The following is a 21,636-nucleotide window of genomic DNA, read 5'->3' as shown; positions in this document are numbered from 1 at the left end:
TTAATTCCCTTTTATTACATCGCTTATTGTCTTGAACAGCTCAGTGGTGAGGTCAGTGAAAAAACGATAGAAGCTATGTTACCCTGGAATGTGAAACTAGGTTAGGTGTGAATGGCGAGTCGCTCACTCTCAAGCAGTGATGGGTGTGTCCTTTTTCTATAGCTTGCTCGCCTTCGTCCAATAAGCCTTCTTCCTGCGCTAGAATAACCCTATCTCGTATTTCCGCAAAAACCTTACTTGCTCTGCTCTCGCATATAGCTTCTTTATTATTATTTGAGTTATTTAAAAATAGGTGGTCTATATCTGAGATTGCTCTTTCTTCGGCCCAGTATTCACGCATTGATTGTAGTAAACTCTTGCTGATGAATACTTCTCTAGACTTTCCTCCTTTACTATGTGAGCCTTTTGAATAAATCCCTTGAAGGTAGTAAGTAAATTCAAGCTGATCTTCATTATCCTCCATCTCTTTAAATAAACTTAATAAACCTTTATGCGTTTTATTTCCAACTCGAAAATCATTTAAAAGTAGGCCTCTGTTTTCCATGGTACGGAGGCCGCACTCAGATGAGGTTCTAATAAGGAGAGCGTCTCTCTTTGTTTTTGCATACTCTGTAAGAGTTATTCTTAAGCCAGGTGATAGGTATTTAATGGCTGTTCTTTTATTGGTACTCCTACGCGCTACGTCTTTGAGGTCAGGGATAATATAGATGTTTTTTCGATTACTAAATCCTTTGACCTCAAGGTAGGTATAATATGAATGTAAGGCCGCCCTATGTTGAGTCACAGCTTCTAGGCCTTTGGCCTTATCTTGAATCAAATAGTTGTTTAGGTAAGAATTAATTATATCTTGATGAATATTGTGATGCGTCGAAAGGTTAACGTACTTAGAGTCAGCAGAGTATTCTTCTATCCATTCCAAGTAATTAGAAAGTTTTAATGCATATGAGTTAACAGTCTTTTCGCTAAGGTCTCTTTCGTCAAATTTTATCTCATATGATAGCTTTGACACTTTTACGTTCTTAAGGTGGTAATCTTTATGCGCTGTAGATATATATTCAGAATAAAAACAAGGAAGTAGTAATGGAAAACCCTTGTTATCTGTATAAATTCTACAGGCATGAAGTTTTGAATTAAAAGAGTACATACAATTATCTCTGTTTCGGTATGCGTATAACCTACCACTACAAGACAACAAAGCAAGTACAAATTTATATGTTAAGATATGCGTTAACTTACTACCTCTGGTAATTCAGGCATATTAGACTTTCCCTAATGACGTTTTTTTATCGTCAGCTTTAGCGTTTGCAAAATCCGGTTTACTGTTAGCCATTCGAGCAACAAAAGCATCAGCAAAACGCTGCGGTGAGGCATCATCCATATTAAAATAAAGTGATGGTTCAATTAGCTCAGCTTCCATTAGAGCAAAGGTGTCTTGATGACGAACAAAATCAATACGGGCATAAAGTAAATCACCATGAAGCTTGCTGATAGCGAGCATCGTTTTATTAGCCGCCTTAATCAATGCTGCTTCAGGCGTTACCGTTAACAACCCACCGCCATGCTCTTCTTGTACTCGAAAATCACCCTTAGCTGGCGTTTTTAAAATTGTATGACTGTACTCGCCATTAAAATAAAACAATGAAAATTCACCTTCTTGGCATATATCGGCCATAAAAGGTTGCACCATTAACTCTCGGCTAGCAAATGCTTGATTTAACACAGTAACTTTATCTTGATAGTGCGATTTTTTTAGCCAAAATGTATTGTCGGCATTGGCGCTGACTCTGGGTTTTAATACGATTTGGTCAGTATCAAAATGTGTAAAGTATTCTGCTAAATTGTCCGCGTCAAAAGTATCAGGCCAAAGTGTAGGCACGATAGTAACATTGTCAGCTTCTAGGCTTTTTAAGTAGCTTTTATTAATATTCCACTGAACCACATTCAAACTATTTTCTAACCGCGCCGTAGATTGTTCAATACGTGATAAAACATTAAGAAAGCTTTCCATGTCATCTTGATAATCCCATGGGCTTCGAATAATAACCGCGTCAAAATCAGCCCAATTTACCTTGGTACAGCGCCATGAAACCACTTCTGTTTGCCACCCTAACGCCAACAACGGTTGTTCAATCAAGCAATCATAGGCTTCAAATTCTTCTAAGCTGTCCATGGATAAAATTGCACATTTTTTCATTCAGTTATTACCTTCTAATTCGAGCCAATGGAAATTATAACGATTAAAGTTATCCGGCAAATATTTCTTGTGGGAATAGTTGTCCATACATAGCAATTGGCATTACAAGCCATTGTTTTGTTGTTTGATTAAAGATTAAAAGCTGTTGTTCAGTGGCATAAAAATTTAATGCTAGAGGCTGTTCTTGGCCAGCAATATCAAGCTTTACCTCTAACGAAAACTGTCGGTCAACCTCTGGTGCTTGAGCCATTGCTTCGCCCATGCTTTGCTGCCAAGACATCATCATTTGATCTAAAGCTTGTCTTGAGATATTGGCCGGTGTTGCCCGCCATGTGCGACCTATTCGTTCTATAGCGACAATATCATTAATACTTAACGTTAAAATAATGTTTTGCGGGCCAATTAAAGCAATTTCTTGCTCGTTATTAAGATTTTCATCCACAGAGAAAATTTTTTTATTGGTTAAATTAATCACTAGAATAAAGCCCATAACCGCAAAAATGATGACATTATTCCAACCCGTCTTCGATAACTTCACCATAATACATCCCTTACATTGCCACGCGCTGCATGATACGAAAAAATTGAGCTTATTAGGACATAGCTTTACACTATAAACAAATAATAAAGCATTCACTTACTGCTTTCAAAAATCAAGGTTTTCCTATGAAAATAAAAAAACTCAGTATTGCCATTATCATGTTCAGTGGCTTATTCGGCAACGCTAGTGCGTTTGCAAACCAATCAAGTGAGCAATTTCAACAGTTACTTGATGACCATTGGCAAAACGCTAATAAAGAACAAATATTTTTCAGAAAAGATCCTGATGCCTTTCGTATGAAAGGTAAACTACCTGAAATGTCGTCAAAAGGGCGTGAACGCCGCTCAAAATATAACGACGAATTATTAGTACGCATTGATAAAATTGACGTTAATCGGCTAACTGCGGATGATCAGGTAAGCTATCGTTTATTCAAATATGAACGCCAAGCAGAAGCAAAAAGCTACCAATTTCAAGACCACCTTTATCCGTTGACCTATTATTCGGGCTTTCATAGTTATTTTGCGGGCGCACCAGCGAATATGTCGTTTTTAACCGAGCAAGACTACCGCAATTATTTGATCAGCCTTGCTGATTACCCTAGATACAATCAAGAGCATATTGTTGATTTAAAACAAGCCGTGGCTTTGGGTCATACCCATTATTGTGAAAGCTTTAAAGGTTATGAGAAATCGATCAGTAAGCATTTAGTTAACCGTGTTGAAGACAGTGTTTTTTACGCGCCTATGTTAAACATGCCAACCGTTATCGATTCAGCACAACAAACCAAATATCGCCAACAGGTAAAAGCGCTGATCAAAAATACCGTGTTACCTGAATACCAAGCCTTTTATGATTTTTTTACTAAAGAGTATATGACTAACTGTCGAACAACTGCCGGTATTAATAGTGTTGAAGGTGGCGCAGATTATTATCAATACTTAATCGAGTACTACACCACAACCAACCTAACCGCTAATGAAATTCACCAAACAGGTCTGGACGAAGTTAGTCGTATTCGACAACAAATGCAGGAAATTATCAAAGAGGTGGGCTTTAAAGGTGAATTCAAAGACTTTATTAAGTTCTTGCGCACCGACAAACAGTTTTACACCGACAGTGCGATGGATATGCTAGAAAAAGCCAGTTACATCTCACGTAAAATGGCTGCCCAATTACCTAAATGGTTTTCGGTATTACCGCGCTCTACCTTTGATATTAAATCAAGCCCAAATGGCGGGGCTTATTATGTAGCCTCGGATGGCAGTGGAACAACATCAGGCACTTATTTTCTCGAAACTAAAAATTTAGACAGTCAACCCTTGTACACCTTAGAGGCATTAACATTTCATGAGGCTGAACCCGGTCATCACTTTCAAAGTGCTATTGCGCAGGAAGTTGATATGGCAGAGTTTCGTAAAACGCTATATCACGCAGCGTATGGTGAAGGTTGGGGTTTATATTCTGAACGCTTAGGTAAAGAAATGGGCTTTTATCAATCTCCTTATAGTGACTTTGGTCGCTTAACTTACGAAGCATGGCGTGCTTGTCGCTTAGTGGTCGATACAGGCATTCATTCTATGGGGTGGACTCGTCAACAAGCGATCGACTATTTAGCCGAAAATACCGCATTAAGCATGCCTGACGTTATTGGTCAAATAGATCGATACATTAGCTGGCCAGCCCAAGCGTTATCATACAAAATTGGCGAAATTAAAATTCGCCAATTACGCACTACAGCCGAAAAAATGCTTGGTCGTAAGTTCGATGTTCGGGCCTTTCATGACCAAATGCTTAAAAATGGTAGTTTACCTATGGCATTGCTTGAAGAGTTAACCATGGACTGGATTAAACAGCAGCAAATATAATAAAAAGCTTATTTGCACAAGAGCCTTAAAGTAAAAAGGAGAAACCGCGTTAAGGGGTTTCTCCTTTTTTGTAACCAATGCTTTTCAGACTGAATGAAATTAATCATATCAATGCATCAGACAGATAGGTGTGTTCGTTTATCTCGGTCGGTAATAGCTAATCAACATGTCAGAATAAATAAGGACAGAAGCTAGCTGTAGGCTGTTAGTGAATTTAGCTGGGTACTTTTCTTTAGGCAATAAAAAACCCGGTATAAACCGGGTTTTTAAATAAGCAGTAATCAATTACTTGATTTTAGCTTCTTTGTACATAACATGCTGACGAATGCGAGGATCAAACTTTTTGATCTCCATTTTTTCAGGCATTGTTTTTTTGTTCTTGTCTGTAGTGTAAAAATGGCCAGTGCCAGCACTAGAAACTAAACGAATTTTATCGCGCATTGTGCAATTCCTTAAACTTTTTCGCCACGGGCACGGATATCAGTTAAAACTGCATCAATACCTTTCTTATCGATAATACGCATTCCTTTCGGAGTTAAACGTAATTTAACGAAACTATTTTCACTCTCAACCCAAAAACGGTGAGTTTGAAGGTTAGGTAAAAAACGACGACGAGTCGCGTTTCTTGCGTGCGAACGGTTGTTACCAACCATTGGCTTTTTGCCTGTTACTTGGCAAACTTTAGACATATTGAGTACTCCAAAATTAATTTCAGGTCATGCTGTATTTCCCCAAGACCGTCGCCTCGGGATCCTGAAAAAGGTGGCATATTATAGTGAAACTGAAAAATGAATTCCAGTATTAATCGACTTAAAAGTGAATAGTTTTGTAAATAGTTATAATTCAACCACTTAACTGCAAAAAACCACGTAAATATGACCATTATTGCAGTATTATCATTCTAGTCGATTAATAATGGAGCAATTTCAGCCTATTTTAGAGTCTAATAATTTGCGTAATTTTTCTTTTTGATCTTTATTACACAGTTCATCAATTAAAATTCGAATAATATGCGACTTAGCTAACTGAGTATCAATTGCCAATTCTTGCAGTTGTTCTATTGCAGCTTCACTTAACGTAAATGTTGCAGGACGAAAACGCCGTCCTACTTCATTGCCACTTTGTGTTTTACGAGTTGCATGTTCTTTAGCAACTAAAATAGCCTGCTGTAAAGACAATTCGTCATGTTCTCGGCTAACTATTTTCGGTTGGCCTTGTGCGTAATCTTCAGCATCAGCAATAAATTCATCAACCGTGAATTTTTTCTTTTTCTTTGGACCGTCCTTGGATTTTTTTAAATCAATTAAACTCATGAGAATTGTCCGGTTTCATCGCTAATAGCTCCTCCGCTATTGCGATCATTTCTATCGCCGCTTTGCTATCAGGTTCAATTTCCAGCACTGATGAACCCAGCTCTTCACTGTCATCATAAACATTACGGTTAAAAGTCACGGCATTTAATACATTGATACCAAATGAGCTACAGACTTCTTTTGCTTCTAAAATACGACCCGCTTGGTTTGGCAAAGAAGGACACTGCGTTATCACAAACGACGCTAACATTTTAGGATTAACCATTTTACATGTGCTTAGCATGTCTTCCATGTGCGGTACTGTTTTTAAATCTCGACGTTTAGGTCTTAATGGAATAACGACATGGTCTGCTACCGACATTGCTGCCCGCAGTGCTAAATTATCTTGGCCGCCACAATCTACAACAACATAATCATAATGTTGGTTAAGACTTAAGAGATCGTTACGAATTTTACCGTACAACTGAATACAATTGATGGCTGGCAGTGACGGGTCAGAATTTCTTGCTTGTATCCAGTCAGACGTCGTTCGCTGTGGATCACAATCAACCATCAATACAATAGCTTTTTTCTCACGGGCAAAATACACAGCTAAATTCTGTGCTAGGCAACTTTTACCGCTACCACCTTTTTCCCCGCCTACTAAAATCATCATTTTGGTAATTCCTTGTTTACTACTTAAAATACAACAACCACTTCATTATAGTTCAATAATTAAGGGCTAACTTAAGCAAGATCTGTTAGCTGCAATGCAACTTCGAACCAGCCATTGTCTTGTTTTACACAACGTATTACTTTCCCAAACAATTTTTGGCTATTTGGGTTCGCTGCTTTAAATATAACGGTTACTTGGGAATTTGCCGCTATTTCGCAATCACAATCAACTTTCAAGCCCCCACGAGAAAAATCTACACACACTATTTTTTTACGTTTTTCATCGCCATTAGCGTCAGTCCAAACGATATCTATTAACTCTTTTTCCATGTCTAGACGGAAAGATCGCCGACGTTCACTTTCTTCGCTATCTTGCATTTTGTCAATATCGCTCATAGAGACTCCTTATTTTTGCCAAACTTAAATTGATGGATCTTAATTTATTGTTCAATCATTCGTCCGTGTTCAGCATACGAATAACAATGGCAACCCGCAACTATTATATGATCAAGTACTTTTATATCAATTAAAGCAAGGGCTTGCTCTAATCTACTGGTGATTTGATTATCGGCAATACTGGGTTCAGCAATCCCAGAAGGATGGTTGTGTGCAAGAATAACCGCGCCCGCTTGATGTTTTAGCGCTGACTCCACAACAATACGCGGATACACCGCAGCGGCATTAATGGTGCCGTGAAATAACCGTTCAAATTTTATGACTTGATGCTGAGTATTTAAAAACAATACCGCAAATACTTCTCGTGTTTCATGTCGCAGCTCGGCCTTTAAAAAATTTTGCGTACTCAAAGAAGACGTTAATCCTTGGCCCATTTGCATTTGTTCAGCTAAATAACGAGTCGACATTTCTAGACACGCTTGTAACTGCACATATTTTGCAACACCTAAGCCATGTTGCTGACAAAAATCAGTTAGATCAGCTTGATATATTTTAGCAATACTACCAAAGCTTTTTAATAAATTCCTCGCTAAGTCAACCACATGGCAACCTTTAACACCAGTGCGTAGAAATATTGCCAGTAGTTCGGCATCACTGAGGCTTTTCGCGCCATGCTGTAGTAGCTTTTCTCTGGGTTTTTCACAATCTGGCCAGTCTTTTAACATAAGTGCATCCTTGCAAAGTGATTTTAAAAAAAGTGCGAATAGTGCTATCTTATCGCTCATTGTGGTTATTAAGATTAGCAGTTTATGCAGATTCTTCAGGGTAAAAAAATTCTATTAGGGATAAGTGGCGGTATTGCGGCTTACAAAACACCAGAACTCGTGCGCCGATTAAAAGAAAAAGGTGCTGATGTTCGTGTAGTAATGACCGAAGGCGCTAAAGCTTTTATCACTCCTTTAACCTTACAAGCGGTTTCTGCTAATGCGGTTTCCGATAGCTTATTAGATACTCAAGCAGAATTAGCGATGGGGCATATTGAGTTAGCTAAATGGGCTGACTTCATTTTAATTGCCCCTGCAACCGCTGATGTCATTGCTAAAATAGCGGCAGGAATGGCTAATGACTTATTAACCACGCTTTGTTTGGCAACAGCGGCCCCTATTGCCATAGCGCCAGCAATGAACCAACAAATGTGGCATAACCAAGCTACACAAAAAAACATTAACACCTTAACATCATGGCACTACACCTTATTTGGCCCAGGAGCAGGTGAACAAGCATGTGGTGATGTTGGGCTAGGGCGAATGTTAGACGTACCTGAATTAGTTGAGCTAACTTGCCAAGCGTTAGCACCTGTAAATGAAGGTAGCAACGCTGAACAGCAACCTCTAACGGGTCAAAAATGGTTAATAACGGCAGGACCTACACGTGAAGCCATTGACCCCGTGCGTTATATCTCTAACCACAGTTCAGGCAAAATGGGTTATGCCATTGCCAGTGCTGCACAACGTCTTGGCGCTGATGTGACTATAATCTCTGGGCCAGTTAGCTTAGAAACGCCGCCACAATGTAAAAAAATATCGGTAATCAGCGCGATTGAAATGCATCAACAAGCCTTAACCAACGCACCAACCGCTGATGTTTTTGTTGCTTGTGCTGCAGTTGCTGATTATCGCATTGATAATATTGCTAGTGAAAAAATCAAAAAATCGCAAGATACTATGCAACTTAACTTGATCAAAAACCCTGATATTGTTGCTGATGTTGCTGCACTTGAAAACAAACCCTTTACCGTTGGTTTTGCAGCTGAAACTCAAAATGTAAAACATTATGCTCGAGATAAATTAACCCGTAAAAACCTTGATATGATAGCTGCCAACAATGTAGCCAGTGCAGGGCAAGGTTTTAATAGCGACAACAACGCGTTAACGGTTTTTACTCAACATGATGAAAAAGAGTTACCTTTAATGAGTAAAAATGAGCTTGCACAGCAATTAGTTCAATATATTCAACAAACATGGCAGCGTTCTCGGTTAGATAATTAATTTAGCCAAGCTGCACATTTCATTGTTGAACATCAACTAAGTAACGCTATACAATCACGCTATACTTTTAGACGCCATATCCCTTGAGTTAATTTATTAATACAATGGATATGACTGCTGAAAAAATAATAAAAAAATAGAGAATCAGTTTTATGCCGGCGACTCAAAAACCTAATCGTAAGCAACAAATTTTAGAATGCCTTGCTCATATGTTACAAACCAGTGCAGGACAGCGAATCACCACAGCAAAGCTTGCTGCTGAAGTCGGTGTTTCTGAAGCGGCGCTTTATCGTCACTTCCCTTCAAAAGCTCGTATGTTTGAAGGCTTGATAGAGTTTATTGAAGAATCAATTTTTTCTCGTGTCAATTTGATATTAACCGATCACAAAGAAGCGCTTATTCGCTGCCACCATATTTTGCATGTTCTGCTCATTTTTGCAGAACGTAATCCCGGCATGTGTCGAATTCTAGCGGGTGACGCTTTAATGGGTGAAAACGAGCGTTTACGTGCACGTGTTAATCAATTTTTTGAAAAGCTTGAATCTCAATTCAAACAAGTACTACGTGAGCGCAAGTTAAGAGAGGGCAAAGGTTTCACTATTTCTGAATTGGCTTTAGCTAATATTTTAATGGCCTATGCTGAAGGTAAAATCAATCAATATGTTCGTTCTGACTTTACCAAAAAGCCCAGCAATGACTTTAATGAACAATGGCAATTTTTAATGGCTGATAAATAAAGTAGCAGTCTACGATAAAACATTAACAAGTTAAAAATAAGCTTAAAATCAAACAGTAAAGGAATTTCATTGAGCACGTTAGCAAGATTACAGCCGAACAAATTATGGCAAATATTTGATAAAATTTGTAGCATTCCACACCCTTCAAAACACGAACAAAAAATATCGCTTTGGATCCAGTCTTGGGCAACCGAACTTGGGCTTAGTGTTAAAGAAGATGCTGTAGGTAACTTAATTATTAAGAAGCCAGCTACTGCAGGGTTAGAAAATAAAAAAGGTGTTATTTTACAGGCTCACATGGACATGGTGCCGCAAAAAAATGCTGATAAAACACATGATTTTCTCACCGACCCTATCAAACCTTATATTATCACCGAAGCTGATGGCGACTGGGTTACGGCAGAAGGCACCACACTGGGTGCAGATAACGGTATTGGTCTTTCTTCTGCGCTAGCGGTGTTAGCTAGTGATGATATTGCGCATGGCCCATTAGAAGTTTTAGTGACCATTGATGAAGAAGCGGGTATGACGGGTGCTTTTGGCTTAGAATCTGGTTGGCTCGACGGTGAGCTACTGATCAATACTGACTCTGAGCAGGAAGGCGAAATTTACATGGGTTGTGCTGGCGGCATTGACGCAGAAGCCACATTTGCTATCAGCTATGAAGATGTTGCAGATGATGTTGAATCATTTAACCTGTCGATTTCAGGTTTAAAAGGTGGCCATTCTGGTGTTGATATTCATACCGGTCGTGCCAATGCTAATAAACTTCTTGTGCGTTTTTTACTCGACGCTAGCCTTGAATTAGGGCTGCGTTTAACAGAGCTTAATGGTGGGAGTTTACGCAACGCGATTCCACGTGAAGCCGATGCCAGCTTTGTCATTAGTCGCTCAAAAATTACCGCGCTAAACACAAAATTAGCGGACTATTTAGCAACAATTAATCAGTCACTCGGTGCTGTCGAAACGTCTATAGAGATGTTATTAATATCGCCTGAAACGTTTGACGAATGTTGGACTCAAGCCACTCAAAACAATATTTTACGTGCTCTTAATGCATGCCCTAATGGTGTTTTACGCATGAGCGATGACATCGAAGGTATTGTTGAAACATCATTAAACTTAGGTGTTATGCGCAGTAAAGGTAATAAGTTTGTTGCCATGTCGCTGATACGCAGCTTACATGATGATGGCCGCTTAGAAGCGCAAACCATGGTGCAATCTGTATTTGATTTAGCAGGCGCTAACATGGGTTTTTCAGGTGCATACCCTGGCTGGAAACCCGATACTAGCTCAGCGTTAATGCAAACAGTGCGTGATACTTATCAGTCGTTGTTTAATAAAGTGCCTGAGATAATGGTGATTCATGCAGGCCTTGAGTGTGGTTTATTCAAAACAGCTTATCCGAATTGGGATATGGTGTCATTTGGACCCACGATTAAATTTCCGCATTCTCCTGATGAAAAAGTGAACATTGCAGCCGTAGAGCAATACTGGCAATTATTGTTAGCTGTATTGGCTAATATTCCAGACAAAAAATAATGCCCAATATTGACAATTTTATGTAGCGGTTTATGCATCCCGCTTCTTTCTACTAAAATAGACTATGATTAATACCAGTTTGAATACTTTATTTCTAAACTGTTATTATTTTTACTAGGCTAAAGTCTAATAAAAAAATGACTTGAGTTAGTTTAGAATTGGCTCGGGGAACTTTTAAGGAAACAATGACATGATTCAGCCAGAAAAAATTATAATAGCTGACGATCACCCATTATTTAGGCAAGCGCTGCTAGGCACGCTTAAGTTAAAGCTAACACAAACTCATTGGTTTGAAGCACAGACAATTGCCGAATTGGAGCTGCAACTAAGCAAACATAATGACAGTGATTTGTTACTACTAGATTTACATATCCCCGGCGCACATGGTTTTAACACCTTAATCCACGTGCGTAATCATTTCCCACAAATACCCGTTGTTATAGTTTCTGCACACGAAGATCACGAAACCATACATAAATCTATGGGTTATGGTGCTTCAGGTTTCATTCCTAAATCCACGCCGGTTGATGATATATACAATGCGATTCAGCAAGTATTATTAGGTAATATTTGGACGCCCGCAGCGTATAATGAATCATCACCAATGCAAGACAATAACGATATTGCTGAGCGCGTTGCGAGCTTAACTCAGCAGCAATATCGAATTTTAATGATGTTTGCTCAAGGTATGTTGAATAAGCAAATTGCTTATGATTTACATGTTTCTGAAGCAACGATTAAAGCTCATGCGACGGCCATTTTTCGTAAACTCGATGTTCGTAATCGTACACAAGCCGTTATCGCCATTGCTCAACTCGATATTGCCGACGTACAACTACAGGGCTGTTAAGTATTCACCTCAACAGTCATATGAATGTTCAAATAGTAAAAACTGAATTAGCTGTGTAACTGTTGTTATTGTAAATACTTAGCTTGTAGTTTCTTGGTTAACATAGCACTCATCATAGCCCTAAGCGCTGCAGGTTTAATTAATTTTCGCATGAAGCCAATATCTGCAGCTAACGTTTTCTCTTCTAAATCACTATCTGTTGTAGCGGTAATTAAAATCGCAGGCACGTAGTGTCTGCTCATTTTTCTCAGCTTGGCAGTCAAGGCAATGCCGTTAAAGTTTCCGTCAAGTTGATAATCTACCAGTAGTATTTCAATATCATTCTTATGAGTCTCATAAACTGAAAGCGCTTGCTGGTATGACTCAGCCGCTAATACATTACAATCCCAAGCGGTTAATAACTCAACCATACCATTCAGAACATCTGGGTCGTTATCAATACACATGACCGTAACATCTCTTAATCCGATATTAATCACAGGTTTTACGGTTAACACTTCTTTTTGTGCTAGCGTTCTTTCAACTTCCACAGAAAACTTACAACCCTGCCCCTCTTTAGAGTTCAGAGCTAAAGGATGACTTAACAATTGCGCTAAACTTTGGGTGATATTCAAGCCTAAACCAAGCCCTCCAGCAGATGAACCTTGCTGGTTATCTAACTGGGTAAATTGTTCAAAAACTAGAGTTTGTTTATCAACAGGAATACCAGGACCGTTATCGAGTACTTGAATATCAATACTATCGCCTTTCCCGCGAGCTCCTAATAAAACCTTTCCGGGGCCTGCATAACGGAAGGCATTCCCAATCAAGTTTTGTAATATTCGGCGCAATAGATTCCTATCTGATCTGAGCCACATAGCATTGCTACAATGCACACGAAATTCTATTTCTAGATCAACAGCGCTAGCAGAAAATTCTTTGGCTAAATCATCAAATAATGATTTAACCGAAAAACTACTGATATTCGGCTTAATATTACCACTCTCAATACGGGCAATTTCAGCTAAATCGGCAACCAAGTCATTCGCAACTTTTAACGAGTGATCAATATTATCGACTTGTCGTTGCTGCGTAACCGTTAAATTACCTTGGCTGGCTAAAGCGGATGTAAACAACCGTGCTGCTTCTAAAGGCTGCATTAAATCATGGCTACAGGCTTTTAAATACAAGCTTTTTTTAACATGAGCTTGCTCGGCTTTTTCGCGGGCTAACGCTAGTGCATCATTGGTTTGCTCTAATTTTTGTGTTCGCTCGAGTACCCGAGTTTCCAAATCAACATTGGCCTCTTTGAGCCCTCTTTCAGCTTGTCGGTAAGTCGTAATATCTGAAAACAGCATAACAAACCCGCCACCAGGCAGAGGGTTACCTTCAATACGAATAACGCGACCATCACTATGCTCACGTTCAGAACTATGCGGGCTGCCATTACGTAAATGTTCTAAGCGTTTATTGACTTGTTCTTCAACTTTTCCAATACCACATAAACCACGCACCACGTTAAAGCGAATTAAGTCACTAATTGCGCTGCCTTGATAAATAAGCTCGCTCGGGTAGGAAAATAAATCAACGTATTTTTTATTCCAAGCAACAAGGTTGAGATCGCTATCAACAATAGAGATGCCTTCACTGGCATTTTCAATGGCACTTTGTAATAAATCTTGACTATATTGTTGGCGTTGGCTTGAAGCTTCTTCCACTAGCACGGCTATTTCATCTAAGGCAATATCACGCCCTTCTAATGCCGAAGACAATACTAAACGCGCTGACGACGCCCCCATAACACTCGCCAAAGTATTTTCAGTGTGTTGCAACAACTTCTGGTTATAAGCAACATTACTCATTTGTGCTTTGTCTATTGAGCGTTGGAATTGTTTAAAGCTAATGATGGTTTTTTTCTCACCAACAAATCGTGAAACCAAGAGCTCCAACTCTTGATAGTTAATTTGTTTATTACGTTGTAATTTTAACGCTTTTGGTGCTTGGTACTCCATAAATAAAGAGGCTTGCATACGCTCTTGTACGCTTTGGCGACTCACATGAGATAGTAACCACATAGCAATAATATTGGCAGAAAGTGATAACAAGCTCGCCATTGAATTAGCGGGTAAAAATCCCCCTTCAAACGGGTGTGGATAAATGCCAAATTGGGGAATAAAATTCAGTATAAGCCAAGCAGAAAAGCCAATAACAATACCACCATAAACGGCCGTTAATGTTGCTCGGCGCCAATAAAAAGCAGCCACTAATGCCGGTGTTAATTGAGCAAATGCGCCAAATGCTATTTCACCTAAAGAACTTAAGGTATCTGGCGATGCCATTAAAAATACGCCATAACCTAATAAAATAACAAATAAGACTAAAATTTTACGAATGGTTAATAACCGCAAACGGAATTTGTCATAATCCGTATCATGATTTTTATTTGCCCGATATAACCAAGGAAAAACGATTTCATTACTGAGCATGGTGCTCAACGCAATAGAAGAAATAATCACCATAGAACTTGCGGCAGAAATTGCGCCCAAGAATGTAAACAGCGTTAGCCAAGGTTGCTGTTGATACCAAGGTAAGAATAAGACATAAGCATCAGACGGTACAGTATCTCCTAGCAATAAATGTCCAGCTAAACCAAGCGGTACAGCAAAGATCGCAAAAATTAATAAATAAAGAGGAAAAATGCGTCGACTAAGCCAAGTATCTTTTTCATCTTTTAGTTCAACCACCATCACTTGAAATTGGCGAGGTAAAGATAAAAATGCTGCCATAGTGATCACGAGCATGGCAAACATTGACATAACATTTGGAAAATTCAACTGTTGATCCAACTGCAGGCTTGCAGATGAACGACGCCAAATCTCCATTGGCGAGTCAAATAATACATAGGTAACAAAAATACCAACGGCGATAAAGGCGAACAACTTAACTAAAGACTCAAAAGCTATCGCTAACATCACCCCGGGGTGTCGCTCAGTTACATCGATATTTCGAACACCAAATACGATGGTAAAACCTGCTAAGACCAAACTTACCACAAGGCCAAAGTGCCAGTTCGCTAAGCTTTGCTCTGCCTGTAACTGTTGAAACGTGTAGACAATCGCTTTTAATTGCAGCGCGATGTAAGGCATAGTGCCAATTAGCGCCACAATGGTGACTAAAATCGCTAAATTATGCGACTTACCAAAACGTGCAGCTAATAAATCAGCAATTGAGGTGAGGTTTAATTTTAAACTCACACGAATAATGCGTTGTATAAATGGCCATGCAAAAATGAAGAGCAGTATCGGCCCTAAATATATCGGCAAATGTGAAATAAAGTTATTTGAAGCCTGTCCTGGTGTGCCTAAAAAACTCCAAGACGTACAATAAACGCCAAGAGTTAATGCATAAATTACCGCTTGGCTTTTACGCAGTAATTTATGTCGATACTTATCTCCAACATAGGCAATAAAAAACAGCAAACCTATATAAGCAAAACTTAAGCCCGCTAATTGCCAATTTGGAAACATCTAATTTCTCTATAACTTATATTAAGTGTTTGATTATATGATTATATGAATTTATTCACATATGTCATTAAACTTAAACTCATAACGTAAACTGTAATGCTAATTTACCGTTTGAGTGTAAAATTCGGCAATATATTGCCCGCCTTTAATATTAGCAATAACCCGTAATTTTTGCTTATCGCCCTTGCGGCTAATGGTATTACGTAATGGCGTTGGACTCATCCAATAATAAGGGCTGTCAATCATACCAAGTGGGTAAGCACTCGCTTTATTGTCTTTATCTACTACAAAGAATGTTGCGCTATCAAGCGGAAAAGTAGAATTTAATGTTGTCATGCCTGCTTCATCATATATATTGACTTCAAATTCACCTGATTTCAAAATACATTTTTGATTGATAACATCACAATGACCATAGGGAACCAATTTAAATGCGCGCATTTGATTAGCGCTATTTTCTTCCCATAAGTCAGCTAATGCAAAGCCTAAAATAGTAAGGATAGGGGCTACTATAATAGCTGTTTTAGTGTGCTTATTCATAAAGTATCCTGCAATTTATATTGTACCAATCCGCATAAGAATTTTTGAACTTACTAGTTTTTCCTGCGCAATCATTGAGTACTTATTTTTGTGGAATGGCTTAACTTCGTCATTCTGCTGAGGCAATCTGTATTTAATCATTATATCTTAATGACAAAATAAAAAGCCCTATTTATAGAAATTAAATAGGGCTTTTAGCTTATTAATCAATAAGTAGTTAAAACTATTTAGTGATCATGTGCTGCCGATACGCCACCAGCAGGCGTACGCATATTATCAACCATTTGTTGGATATGAGCTGGTGCTGGACCTGTTACTTTCAACATAGCGAAAGCTACTGCAAAGTTAACAAGAGCACCTACTGAACCAAAGGCATTTGGTGAAATTCCGAAGAACCAGTTAGGACCCATGTCACCTAGGAATGAAGTACCAGGAATAAACATGATGCCTTTATGCTGGAATACATACAGCATAGTTACACCGATACCTGCGATCATACCTGAAACTGCTGCAGTACCGCTCATTTTCTTAGCGAATATACCCATCATTAGCGCTGGGAATATTGACGATGCAGCTAAACCAAAGGCTAGTGCAACCGTACCAGCGGCAAAACCAGGCGGATTTAAACCAAGCCAACCAGCCACCATCACCGATATAGTCATGACAATTCGACCGGCTAATAACTCATTTTTCTCAGTTAAGTCAGGCGTTAATATACCTTTCATTAAATCATGAGAAATTGAGGATGATATCGCTAATAATAAACCGGCTGCAGTAGATAATGCAGCAGCTAAACCACCAGCAGCAACTAAAGCAATTACCCAGTTTGGTAAATTAGCGATTGCTGGGTTAGCCAATACCATGATGTCACGGTCAACTTTAATCATTTCATTAGTTGCAGGATCAGCAGTGTATTGAATTTTACCATCGCCATTTTTTTCTTCGTATTGCAATAGACCCGTATTTTCCCAATCTTTAAACCATTGAGGACGCTCAGCGTATTCAAGGTTTTGACCAGCTGCTGGTTCAATAGTGTTCATTAAGTTAAGACGAGCCATAGCACCAACTGCTGGAGCAACTGTGTATAACAATGCAATGAATACTAAAGCGTAACCTGCAGATTGACGTGCTGCTTTAACTGAAGGAACAGTGAAGAAGCGCATAATAACGTGAGGTAAACCTGCAGTACCAATCATCAGAGACAAGGTGTAAGCGAACATGTTTACTGAACCACCCATGTTGTCAGTGGTGTACTCTTTAAAGCCTAACTCAGTAACAACTAAGTCTAATTTATCAAGTAAGTAAACACCACTACCGTCGGCTAACGTAGAACCTAAACCTAGTTGTGGAATTGGGTTACCTGTTAACTGTAATGAAATAAATACCGCTGGAATGGTGTAAGCAAAAATCAATACTACGTACTGAGCGATTTGCGTGTAAGTAATACCTTTCATACCACCTAATACAGCATAAACCCAAACAACGAACATACCGATGTAAAGACCTAAATCATAATCAACTTCTAAGAAGCGAGAGAAAGCAACACCTACACCTTTCATTTGACCGATGATGTAAGTTAATGACGCGATGATTAAACAAACTACCGCAACAACACGTGCTGTTTTTGAATAATAACGGTCAAAAATAAATTCAGGTACGGTGAATTTACCGTGCTTACGCATGTAAGGTGCAAGTAGCATGGCTAATAATACATAACCACCGGTCCAACCCATTAGGAATACAGAGCCCCCGTAACCTAAGAATGAGATCATACCCGCCATGGAAATAAATGACGCAGCACTCATCCAATCGGCACCAATCGCCATACCATTTTGCATTGGCGTTACACCACCACCAGCAACATAAAAGTCACTAGTTGAGCCCGCACGAGCCCACCAAGCTATACCGAAATAAACGGCAAAAGAACCGAATACAGCTATGTATGTATAGAGTTTTAACTCTTCCATTATGATTCCTCCACGTTATATTTTTTATCAAGGTCGTTCATTTTTTTGGTATACCAAAAAACTAAACCGACAAATGTGTAAATTGAACCCTGTTGTGCAAACCAGAAACCTAGTTTGTACCCACCTAGACGTATTGCATTTAATGGCTCGACAAGAAGCAAACCAAAACCAAATGAAACCACGAACCAGATAGCAAGACATATAAATATTAGGCGCAGATTCTCTGACCAATATGTTGCTTTACCTTCCATCATTCTCTCCTAGCAATTATTCCTATTAAACCTAAATAGTTTAAAAGGACAGCGTTTTATGATTTTTATACGCTATATACCAAATTGATTATCTTTCAATTGGTATCACCTGTTGTTTAAGAGAGGTTGACTATTAATTCGACCCGCTGGTAAAACCAACATTGGATAAATGAATACTTAACCTACTCTAAGTTACACACTAGCAATATTATTTCGGCGCTCATATTAAACTTTAGTCTAGAACATAGTTGAAACTGTTGACTTAAGTCGCATAATTCCCCTAAATGTAGTGAGTGTACTCACTAGAGATATTGTTATGGACTCAGCATTAAGCGAAATCAGCGAATTTATTCAAGCGATTCCTCCTATGGACTTATTGCCGAGTGACATCATTGAGCAAATAGTAAAAGAGATCAGTATTAGTTATGTTCGTCGTGGTCAAACACTGCCACCACAAGGCATTGTAGAAGAAAACATTTACATATTGAGAAAAGGTGCCTTAAGTTACTTCAGTGCAGATAACAAACTATTGGCTAAATTTAGTGAAGGGGATATTTGTTCGGTTTTTTGCTTTAGTCACAATGGCCCTAGTACCCAACATGTCATCTCAGATGAGGATACTTTACTCTACAGCATTAATTATCATAACTTCCTACAGTTAGTTAATGAGTATCCTGACGTAACCGCCTTTTTTCAGCAAACATCAGAGCAGCGACTTAATAAAAAAATGTTGCAAGTAAATGAAGACGCTATATTAAACTCGTCTTTACTTAATAGCTCGATTGCCAATTTTTATCACAGCCCTGTAGTTATAATTAGCCCTGACGCCAGCATTCAGCAAGCCGCTATATTGATGACCGAACAAAATTTTTCTTGCCTAGTCATCAGCCATAATGATCAACCATTAGGAATAGTGACCGATAAAGACATTCGTCGTCGATGTGTGGCACAAGGACTTAGTATTGAGCAACCCGTCAGTGCAATTATGACTGATGATATGACCACTATAGATATTAATAGCACCGCTTACGATGCATTAATGAAAATGACACAAAAGCATATTCATCATTTACCCGTGACCGAAAGTAATCAACTTAAAGGCATGGTGACCGTAACTGACTTAATGAATAATGAAGGGCAGAATGCCGTTAACATTACCAGCGTTATTCATAAAGCAACATCGGTTGGCGAGCTTACCGAAATCAGTAGCATGATCCCTAAACTACAAATTCGCATGGCAAAATTAGGCACTACCGCTGATCATGTTGGTAAAAGTATCAGCGCCATTACCATGGCATTTACCATTCGCTTAATAGAAATGGCCGAAAAATTATTAGGTCCACCTCCTGTACCTTACGCTTGGTTAGCTGCAGGCTCACAAGCACGACAAGAACAATTTGCCCACTCAGATCAAGACAATGCCTTGATCATTTCTAACGATTTAAAACCAGAACATAATCTTTGGTTTAAAGATCTTGCTACTTTTGTGTCTGATGGCTTAGCCGCTTGTGGTTTTATTTATTGCCCTGGTAATGTCATGGCAACAAATCCACAATGGTGCCAAACGCAAAAACAATGGTCACAATATTTTGCTCAATGGATTAATACACCAGAGCCAAAAGCATTAATGCATTGCAGCACTTTTTTCGACTTAACCACCGTTTATGGTGACAGCCGATTACTGGAGCAGGTAAAAACAAAAATGTTACAAACAACAAAACGTAGCACTTTATTTATCGCACATTTATCACGTAATGCCCTCAACTTAAGGCCACCTTTAGGCTTTTTTCGAGATTTTGTGCTTATACAAAATGGCGAAAATAAAGCTACGCTAGATTTAAAGCATAACGGTATTGCTCCAATTGTTGATCTCGCGCGTATTTATGCGTTATCTGAAGGCATTGCAACGGTTAATACCATAGAGCGCTTAAAGCAGGCCGCTGGAACGCCTTCATTATCGAAATCATCTGCAGCAAACCTCATCGATGCATATGAATTTTTAAGTATGCTACGTATGATGCACCAAGCGAAAAAATTGCAATTAGGCCAACAACCCAATAATTACTTATCACCAAAAGATATTTCGAAACTCGAAAGGGAGCACTTAAAAGATGCCTTTAAAGTGATAAAAACCTTGCAAGACAGCCGTCAATCCACTTATTAGCGATAACCATTTATCATGTTGAATCATCACCCACTAACGCGTTGGCTAATCGGCTACGAAGCACAACGAAAACGTATGCTAGCGCGTGCACCCAAAGGACCATTGCATGAGTTTCTCAGTGTCCCTTTCCCTCTACTGCATACTCCCTTTGATCAAACCCCCATATTAGCGGTCGATTTTGAAACAACAGGGTTAGACGCGATACAAGATAAACTGCTCAGTGTGGGTTGTGTGGAGTTAAATCATAGACAAATTAAACTTGGCACGAGTTATCATCAAATTATTCAAACTCAAGGCAGTTTAAAAGCAGATAATGTCACCATACATCAAATAACTGATGACCAAAAAGATCAAGGGCAACCGCTTGCAGAGGTAGTAGAACAATTACTGAAACGACTCGCAGGCAAAGTTATGCTCGTTCACTTTGCTCGTATTGAGCGTCAGTTTTTACAACAAGCTTGCATAGAACTTTATGGTATGGCGCCGCCATTTCCGATGATAGACACGTTAGTGGTGGCGAAAAAAAGGCTAGATAAACGCGATGTCGCTTACGATCCATCGCAATTGAGACTTTCAGCTTTACGCGCCAGCTACCAACTGCCTAATCACTATGCTCATAATGCGCTAAACGATGCTATTGCCACAGCTGAATTACTGTTGGCACAAATTAGCGAACGTAATGAAGATATGTCACTACAGCAATTAATTTTATAACCATATCAATATATTTATTTTAGCCAAATGCAGAAAATAAGTTAATCTGTTGCCAAACTGTGAGATAATTGCGCTCGTAATCACACATTAATGGTCCATTATGAAACTTTTAGTTCGCAATCTTTCTCGTTCAACAACCGAACAAGAACTCCGTATTTTATTTTCTGCTCACGGCACTGTGACTGAATGCACTTTAGTTTTAGACCAAGAAACGGCTAAATCAAAAGGTTTTGGTTTTGTTGAAATGCCAAATGAAAAAGAAGCTAAAGTCGCTTTATCAAACCTGCATGAAACCAAAATTGCCAATAACAAAATTCGCGTTAAACTCGCACAATAGTTTATCGCTTTGAT

General features: G+C 39.0%; 21 protein-coding genes. 8 read left to right on the top strand and 13 right to left on the bottom strand.

The window, feature by feature from the left end; all coding sequences use genetic code 11:
- Window positions 1-73: 73 nt before the first annotated feature.
- From H4J50_RS03850 to H4J50_RS03840, 3 genes are all read right to left on the bottom strand, one after another.
- The gene (locus tag H4J50_RS03850) at window positions 74-1,009 is read right to left on the bottom strand and encodes a tyrosine-type recombinase/integrase (protein ID WP_182254549.1); all 936 of its coding nucleotides are present in this window, start codon (window positions 1,007-1,009) and stop codon (window positions 74-76) included.
- Between the two features lie 249 nt (window positions 1,010-1,258).
- Window positions 1,259-2,194, bottom strand: a complete 936-nt coding sequence (locus H4J50_RS03845) for a RimK family alpha-L-glutamate ligase (protein ID WP_182254547.1) — start codon at window positions 2,192-2,194, stop codon at window positions 1,259-1,261.
- 49 nt (window positions 2,195-2,243) lie between these two features.
- Window positions 2,244-2,735, bottom strand: coding sequence for a hypothetical protein (locus H4J50_RS03840; protein WP_182254546.1), 492 nt, complete (start codon window positions 2,733-2,735; stop codon window positions 2,244-2,246).
- A gap of 125 nt (window positions 2,736-2,860) precedes the next feature.
- On the opposite strand from H4J50_RS03840, the gene H4J50_RS03835 reads away from it, so the two are divergent.
- On the top strand, window positions 2,861-4,603 hold the full coding sequence (locus tag H4J50_RS03835; RefSeq protein ID WP_182254544.1) for a DUF885 family protein: 1,743 nt from the start codon (window positions 2,861-2,863) through the stop codon (window positions 4,601-4,603).
- 285 nt (window positions 4,604-4,888) lie between these two features.
- On the opposite strand, the gene rpmG is transcribed toward H4J50_RS03835, so the two are convergent.
- The 6 genes from rpmG to radC form a co-directional block, all read right to left on the bottom strand.
- On the bottom strand, window positions 4,889-5,044 hold the full coding sequence (rpmG, locus tag H4J50_RS03830; RefSeq protein ID WP_070375415.1) for a 50S ribosomal protein L33: 156 nt from the start codon (window positions 5,042-5,044) through the stop codon (window positions 4,889-4,891).
- Window positions 5,045-5,055: 11 nt separating this feature from the next.
- Window positions 5,056-5,292, bottom strand: coding sequence for a 50S ribosomal protein L28 (gene rpmB / locus H4J50_RS03825; protein ID WP_077284236.1), 237 nt, complete (start codon window positions 5,290-5,292; stop codon window positions 5,056-5,058).
- Window positions 5,293-5,529: 237 nt separating this feature from the next.
- A complete protein-coding gene (locus H4J50_RS03820) occupies window positions 5,530-5,916 on the bottom strand; it encodes a hypothetical protein (protein WP_108457509.1) in 387 nt (128 codons plus the stop codon).
- A complete protein-coding gene (locus H4J50_RS03815; protein ID WP_108457510.1) occupies window positions 5,903-6,571 on the bottom strand; it encodes an AAA family ATPase in 669 nt (222 codons plus the stop codon). Before H4J50_RS03815 ends, H4J50_RS03820 begins: the two co-directional genes overlap by 14 nt.
- A gap of 71 nt (window positions 6,572-6,642) precedes the next feature.
- Entirely contained in the window at window positions 6,643-6,966 is a 324-nt protein-coding gene (locus H4J50_RS03810) for a PilZ domain-containing protein (RefSeq protein ID WP_239059037.1), read from the bottom strand.
- A 44-nt stretch (window positions 6,967-7,010) separates the two neighbouring features.
- Complete coding sequence (gene radC, locus H4J50_RS03805; protein WP_204100633.1) at window positions 7,011-7,691, bottom strand: DNA repair protein RadC; 681 nt, start codon at window positions 7,689-7,691, stop codon at window positions 7,011-7,013.
- An 84-nt stretch (window positions 7,692-7,775) separates the two neighbouring features.
- Here radC and coaBC point away from each other — a divergent pair, with 84 nt between their 5' ends.
- The 4 genes from coaBC to H4J50_RS03785 all read left to right on the top strand — a co-directional run bounded on the left by coaBC (window position 7,776) and on the right by H4J50_RS03785 (window position 12,143).
- The gene (coaBC, locus tag H4J50_RS03800; protein ID WP_182254542.1) at window positions 7,776-9,014 is read left to right on the top strand and encodes a bifunctional phosphopantothenoylcysteine decarboxylase/phosphopantothenate--cysteine ligase CoaBC; all 1,239 of its coding nucleotides are present in this window, start codon (window positions 7,776-7,778) and stop codon (window positions 9,012-9,014) included.
- A gap of 152 nt (window positions 9,015-9,166) precedes the next feature.
- Window positions 9,167-9,751 (top strand): nucleoid occlusion factor SlmA, encoded by a 585-nt coding sequence (gene slmA, locus H4J50_RS03795; RefSeq protein ID WP_108457513.1) that lies wholly within the window; start codon window positions 9,167-9,169, stop codon window positions 9,749-9,751.
- Between the two features lie 69 nt (window positions 9,752-9,820).
- The gene (locus tag H4J50_RS03790) at window positions 9,821-11,293 is read left to right on the top strand and encodes an aminoacyl-histidine dipeptidase (protein WP_182254540.1); all 1,473 of its coding nucleotides are present in this window, start codon (window positions 9,821-9,823) and stop codon (window positions 11,291-11,293) included.
- Between the two features lie 190 nt (window positions 11,294-11,483).
- Window positions 11,484-12,143 (top strand): response regulator transcription factor, encoded by a 660-nt coding sequence (locus tag H4J50_RS03785; RefSeq protein ID WP_108457515.1) that lies wholly within the window; start codon window positions 11,484-11,486, stop codon window positions 12,141-12,143.
- Window positions 12,144-12,208: 65 nt separating this feature from the next.
- On the opposite strand, the gene H4J50_RS03780 is transcribed toward H4J50_RS03785, so the two are convergent.
- The 4 genes from H4J50_RS03780 to H4J50_RS03765 form a co-directional block, all read right to left on the bottom strand.
- Window positions 12,209-15,649 (bottom strand): PAS domain-containing hybrid sensor histidine kinase/response regulator, encoded by a 3,441-nt coding sequence (locus tag H4J50_RS03780; protein ID WP_182254538.1) that lies wholly within the window; start codon window positions 15,647-15,649, stop codon window positions 12,209-12,211.
- 99 nt (window positions 15,650-15,748) lie between these two features.
- Window positions 15,749-16,189 carry a hypothetical protein gene (locus H4J50_RS03775; protein WP_108457516.1) on the bottom strand — a complete coding sequence of 147 codons (441 nt, stop codon included), beginning with the start codon at window positions 16,187-16,189 and terminating at the stop codon, window positions 15,749-15,751.
- A 227-nt stretch (window positions 16,190-16,416) separates the two neighbouring features.
- Window positions 16,417-18,156 carry a sodium:solute symporter family protein gene (locus tag H4J50_RS03770; protein WP_108457517.1) on the bottom strand — a complete coding sequence of 580 codons (1,740 nt, stop codon included), beginning with the start codon at window positions 18,154-18,156 and terminating at the stop codon, window positions 16,417-16,419.
- Window positions 18,156-18,407, bottom strand: a complete 252-nt coding sequence (locus H4J50_RS03765; protein WP_108457518.1) for a DUF4212 domain-containing protein — start codon at window positions 18,405-18,407, stop codon at window positions 18,156-18,158. The genes H4J50_RS03770 and H4J50_RS03765 overlap by 1 nt, the downstream gene beginning before the upstream one ends.
- A 316-nt stretch (window positions 18,408-18,723) precedes the next feature.
- On the opposite strand from H4J50_RS03765, the gene H4J50_RS03760 reads away from it, so the two are divergent.
- From H4J50_RS03760 to H4J50_RS03750, 3 genes are all read left to right on the top strand, one after another.
- The gene (locus H4J50_RS03760) at window positions 18,724-20,571 is read left to right on the top strand and encodes a putative nucleotidyltransferase substrate binding domain-containing protein (protein ID WP_182254536.1); all 1,848 of its coding nucleotides are present in this window, start codon (window positions 18,724-18,726) and stop codon (window positions 20,569-20,571) included.
- A 15-nt stretch (window positions 20,572-20,586) separates the two neighbouring features.
- Window positions 20,587-21,285 carry an exonuclease domain-containing protein gene (locus tag H4J50_RS03755; protein ID WP_108457520.1) on the top strand — a complete coding sequence of 233 codons (699 nt, stop codon included), beginning with the start codon at window positions 20,587-20,589 and terminating at the stop codon, window positions 21,283-21,285.
- Between the two features lie 100 nt (window positions 21,286-21,385).
- Window positions 21,386-21,622, top strand: coding sequence for an RNA-binding protein (locus tag H4J50_RS03750; protein ID WP_108457521.1), 237 nt, complete (start codon window positions 21,386-21,388; stop codon window positions 21,620-21,622).
- Window positions 21,623-21,636: the final 14 nt, after the last annotated feature.

The sequence above is a fragment of the Colwellia sp. 6M3 genome, assembly GCF_014077595.1.
Lineage (GTDB): Bacteria > Pseudomonadota > Gammaproteobacteria > Enterobacterales > Alteromonadaceae > Cognaticolwellia.
The sequence above is the reverse complement of the archived record's forward strand: the minus strand, read 5'-3'. Positions and strand labels throughout refer to the sequence as shown.

Bases quoted from the DNA above. Each gene is read 5' to 3' on its own strand.
- H4J50_RS03845 (WP_182254547.1), bottom strand. From the start codon at position 2,194: ATGAAAAAATGTGCAATTTTATCCATGGACAGCTTAGAAGAATTTGAA.
- H4J50_RS03770 (WP_108457517.1), bottom strand. From the start codon at position 18,156: ATGGAAGAGTTAAAACTCTATACATACATAGCTGTATTCGGTTCTTTT.
- H4J50_RS03780 (WP_182254538.1), bottom strand. From the start codon at position 15,649: ATGTTTCCAAATTGGCAATTAGCGGGCTTAAGTTTTGCTTATATAGGT.
- slmA (WP_108457513.1), top strand. From the start codon at position 9,167: ATGCCGGCGACTCAAAAACCTAATCGTAAGCAACAAATTTTAGAATGC.
- H4J50_RS03755 (WP_108457520.1), top strand. From the start codon at position 20,587: ATGTTGAATCATCACCCACTAACGCGTTGGCTAATCGGCTACGAAGCA.
- H4J50_RS03820 (WP_108457509.1), bottom strand. From the start codon at position 5,916: ATGAGTTTAATTGATTTAAAAAAATCCAAGGACGGTCCAAAGAAAAAG.
- H4J50_RS03775 (WP_108457516.1), bottom strand. From the start codon at position 16,189: ATGAATAAGCACACTAAAACAGCTATTATAGTAGCCCCTATCCTTACT.
- H4J50_RS03750 (WP_108457521.1), top strand. From the start codon at position 21,386: ATGAAACTTTTAGTTCGCAATCTTTCTCGTTCAACAACCGAACAAGAA.
- H4J50_RS03810 (WP_239059037.1), bottom strand. From the start codon at position 6,966: ATGAGCGATATTGACAAAATGCAAGATAGCGAAGAAAGTGAACGTCGG.
- H4J50_RS03765 (WP_108457518.1), bottom strand. From the start codon at position 18,407: ATGGAAGGTAAAGCAACATATTGGTCAGAGAATCTGCGCCTAATATTT.
- H4J50_RS03785 (WP_108457515.1), top strand. From the start codon at position 11,484: ATGATTCAGCCAGAAAAAATTATAATAGCTGACGATCACCCATTATTT.
- radC (WP_204100633.1), bottom strand. From the start codon at position 7,691: ATGTTAAAAGACTGGCCAGATTGTGAAAAACCCAGAGAAAAGCTACTA.
- H4J50_RS03815 (WP_108457510.1), bottom strand. From the start codon at position 6,571: ATGATGATTTTAGTAGGCGGGGAAAAAGGTGGTAGCGGTAAAAGTTGC.
- coaBC (WP_182254542.1), top strand. From the start codon at position 7,776: ATGCAGATTCTTCAGGGTAAAAAAATTCTATTAGGGATAAGTGGCGGT.
- rpmB (WP_077284236.1), bottom strand. From the start codon at position 5,292: ATGTCTAAAGTTTGCCAAGTAACAGGCAAAAAGCCAATGGTTGGTAAC.
- H4J50_RS03840 (WP_182254546.1), bottom strand. From the start codon at position 2,735: ATGGTGAAGTTATCGAAGACGGGTTGGAATAATGTCATCATTTTTGCG.
- H4J50_RS03835 (WP_182254544.1), top strand. From the start codon at position 2,861: ATGAAAATAAAAAAACTCAGTATTGCCATTATCATGTTCAGTGGCTTA.
- H4J50_RS03760 (WP_182254536.1), top strand. From the start codon at position 18,724: ATGGACTCAGCATTAAGCGAAATCAGCGAATTTATTCAAGCGATTCCT.
- rpmG (WP_070375415.1), bottom strand. From the start codon at position 5,044: ATGCGCGATAAAATTCGTTTAGTTTCTAGTGCTGGCACTGGCCATTTT.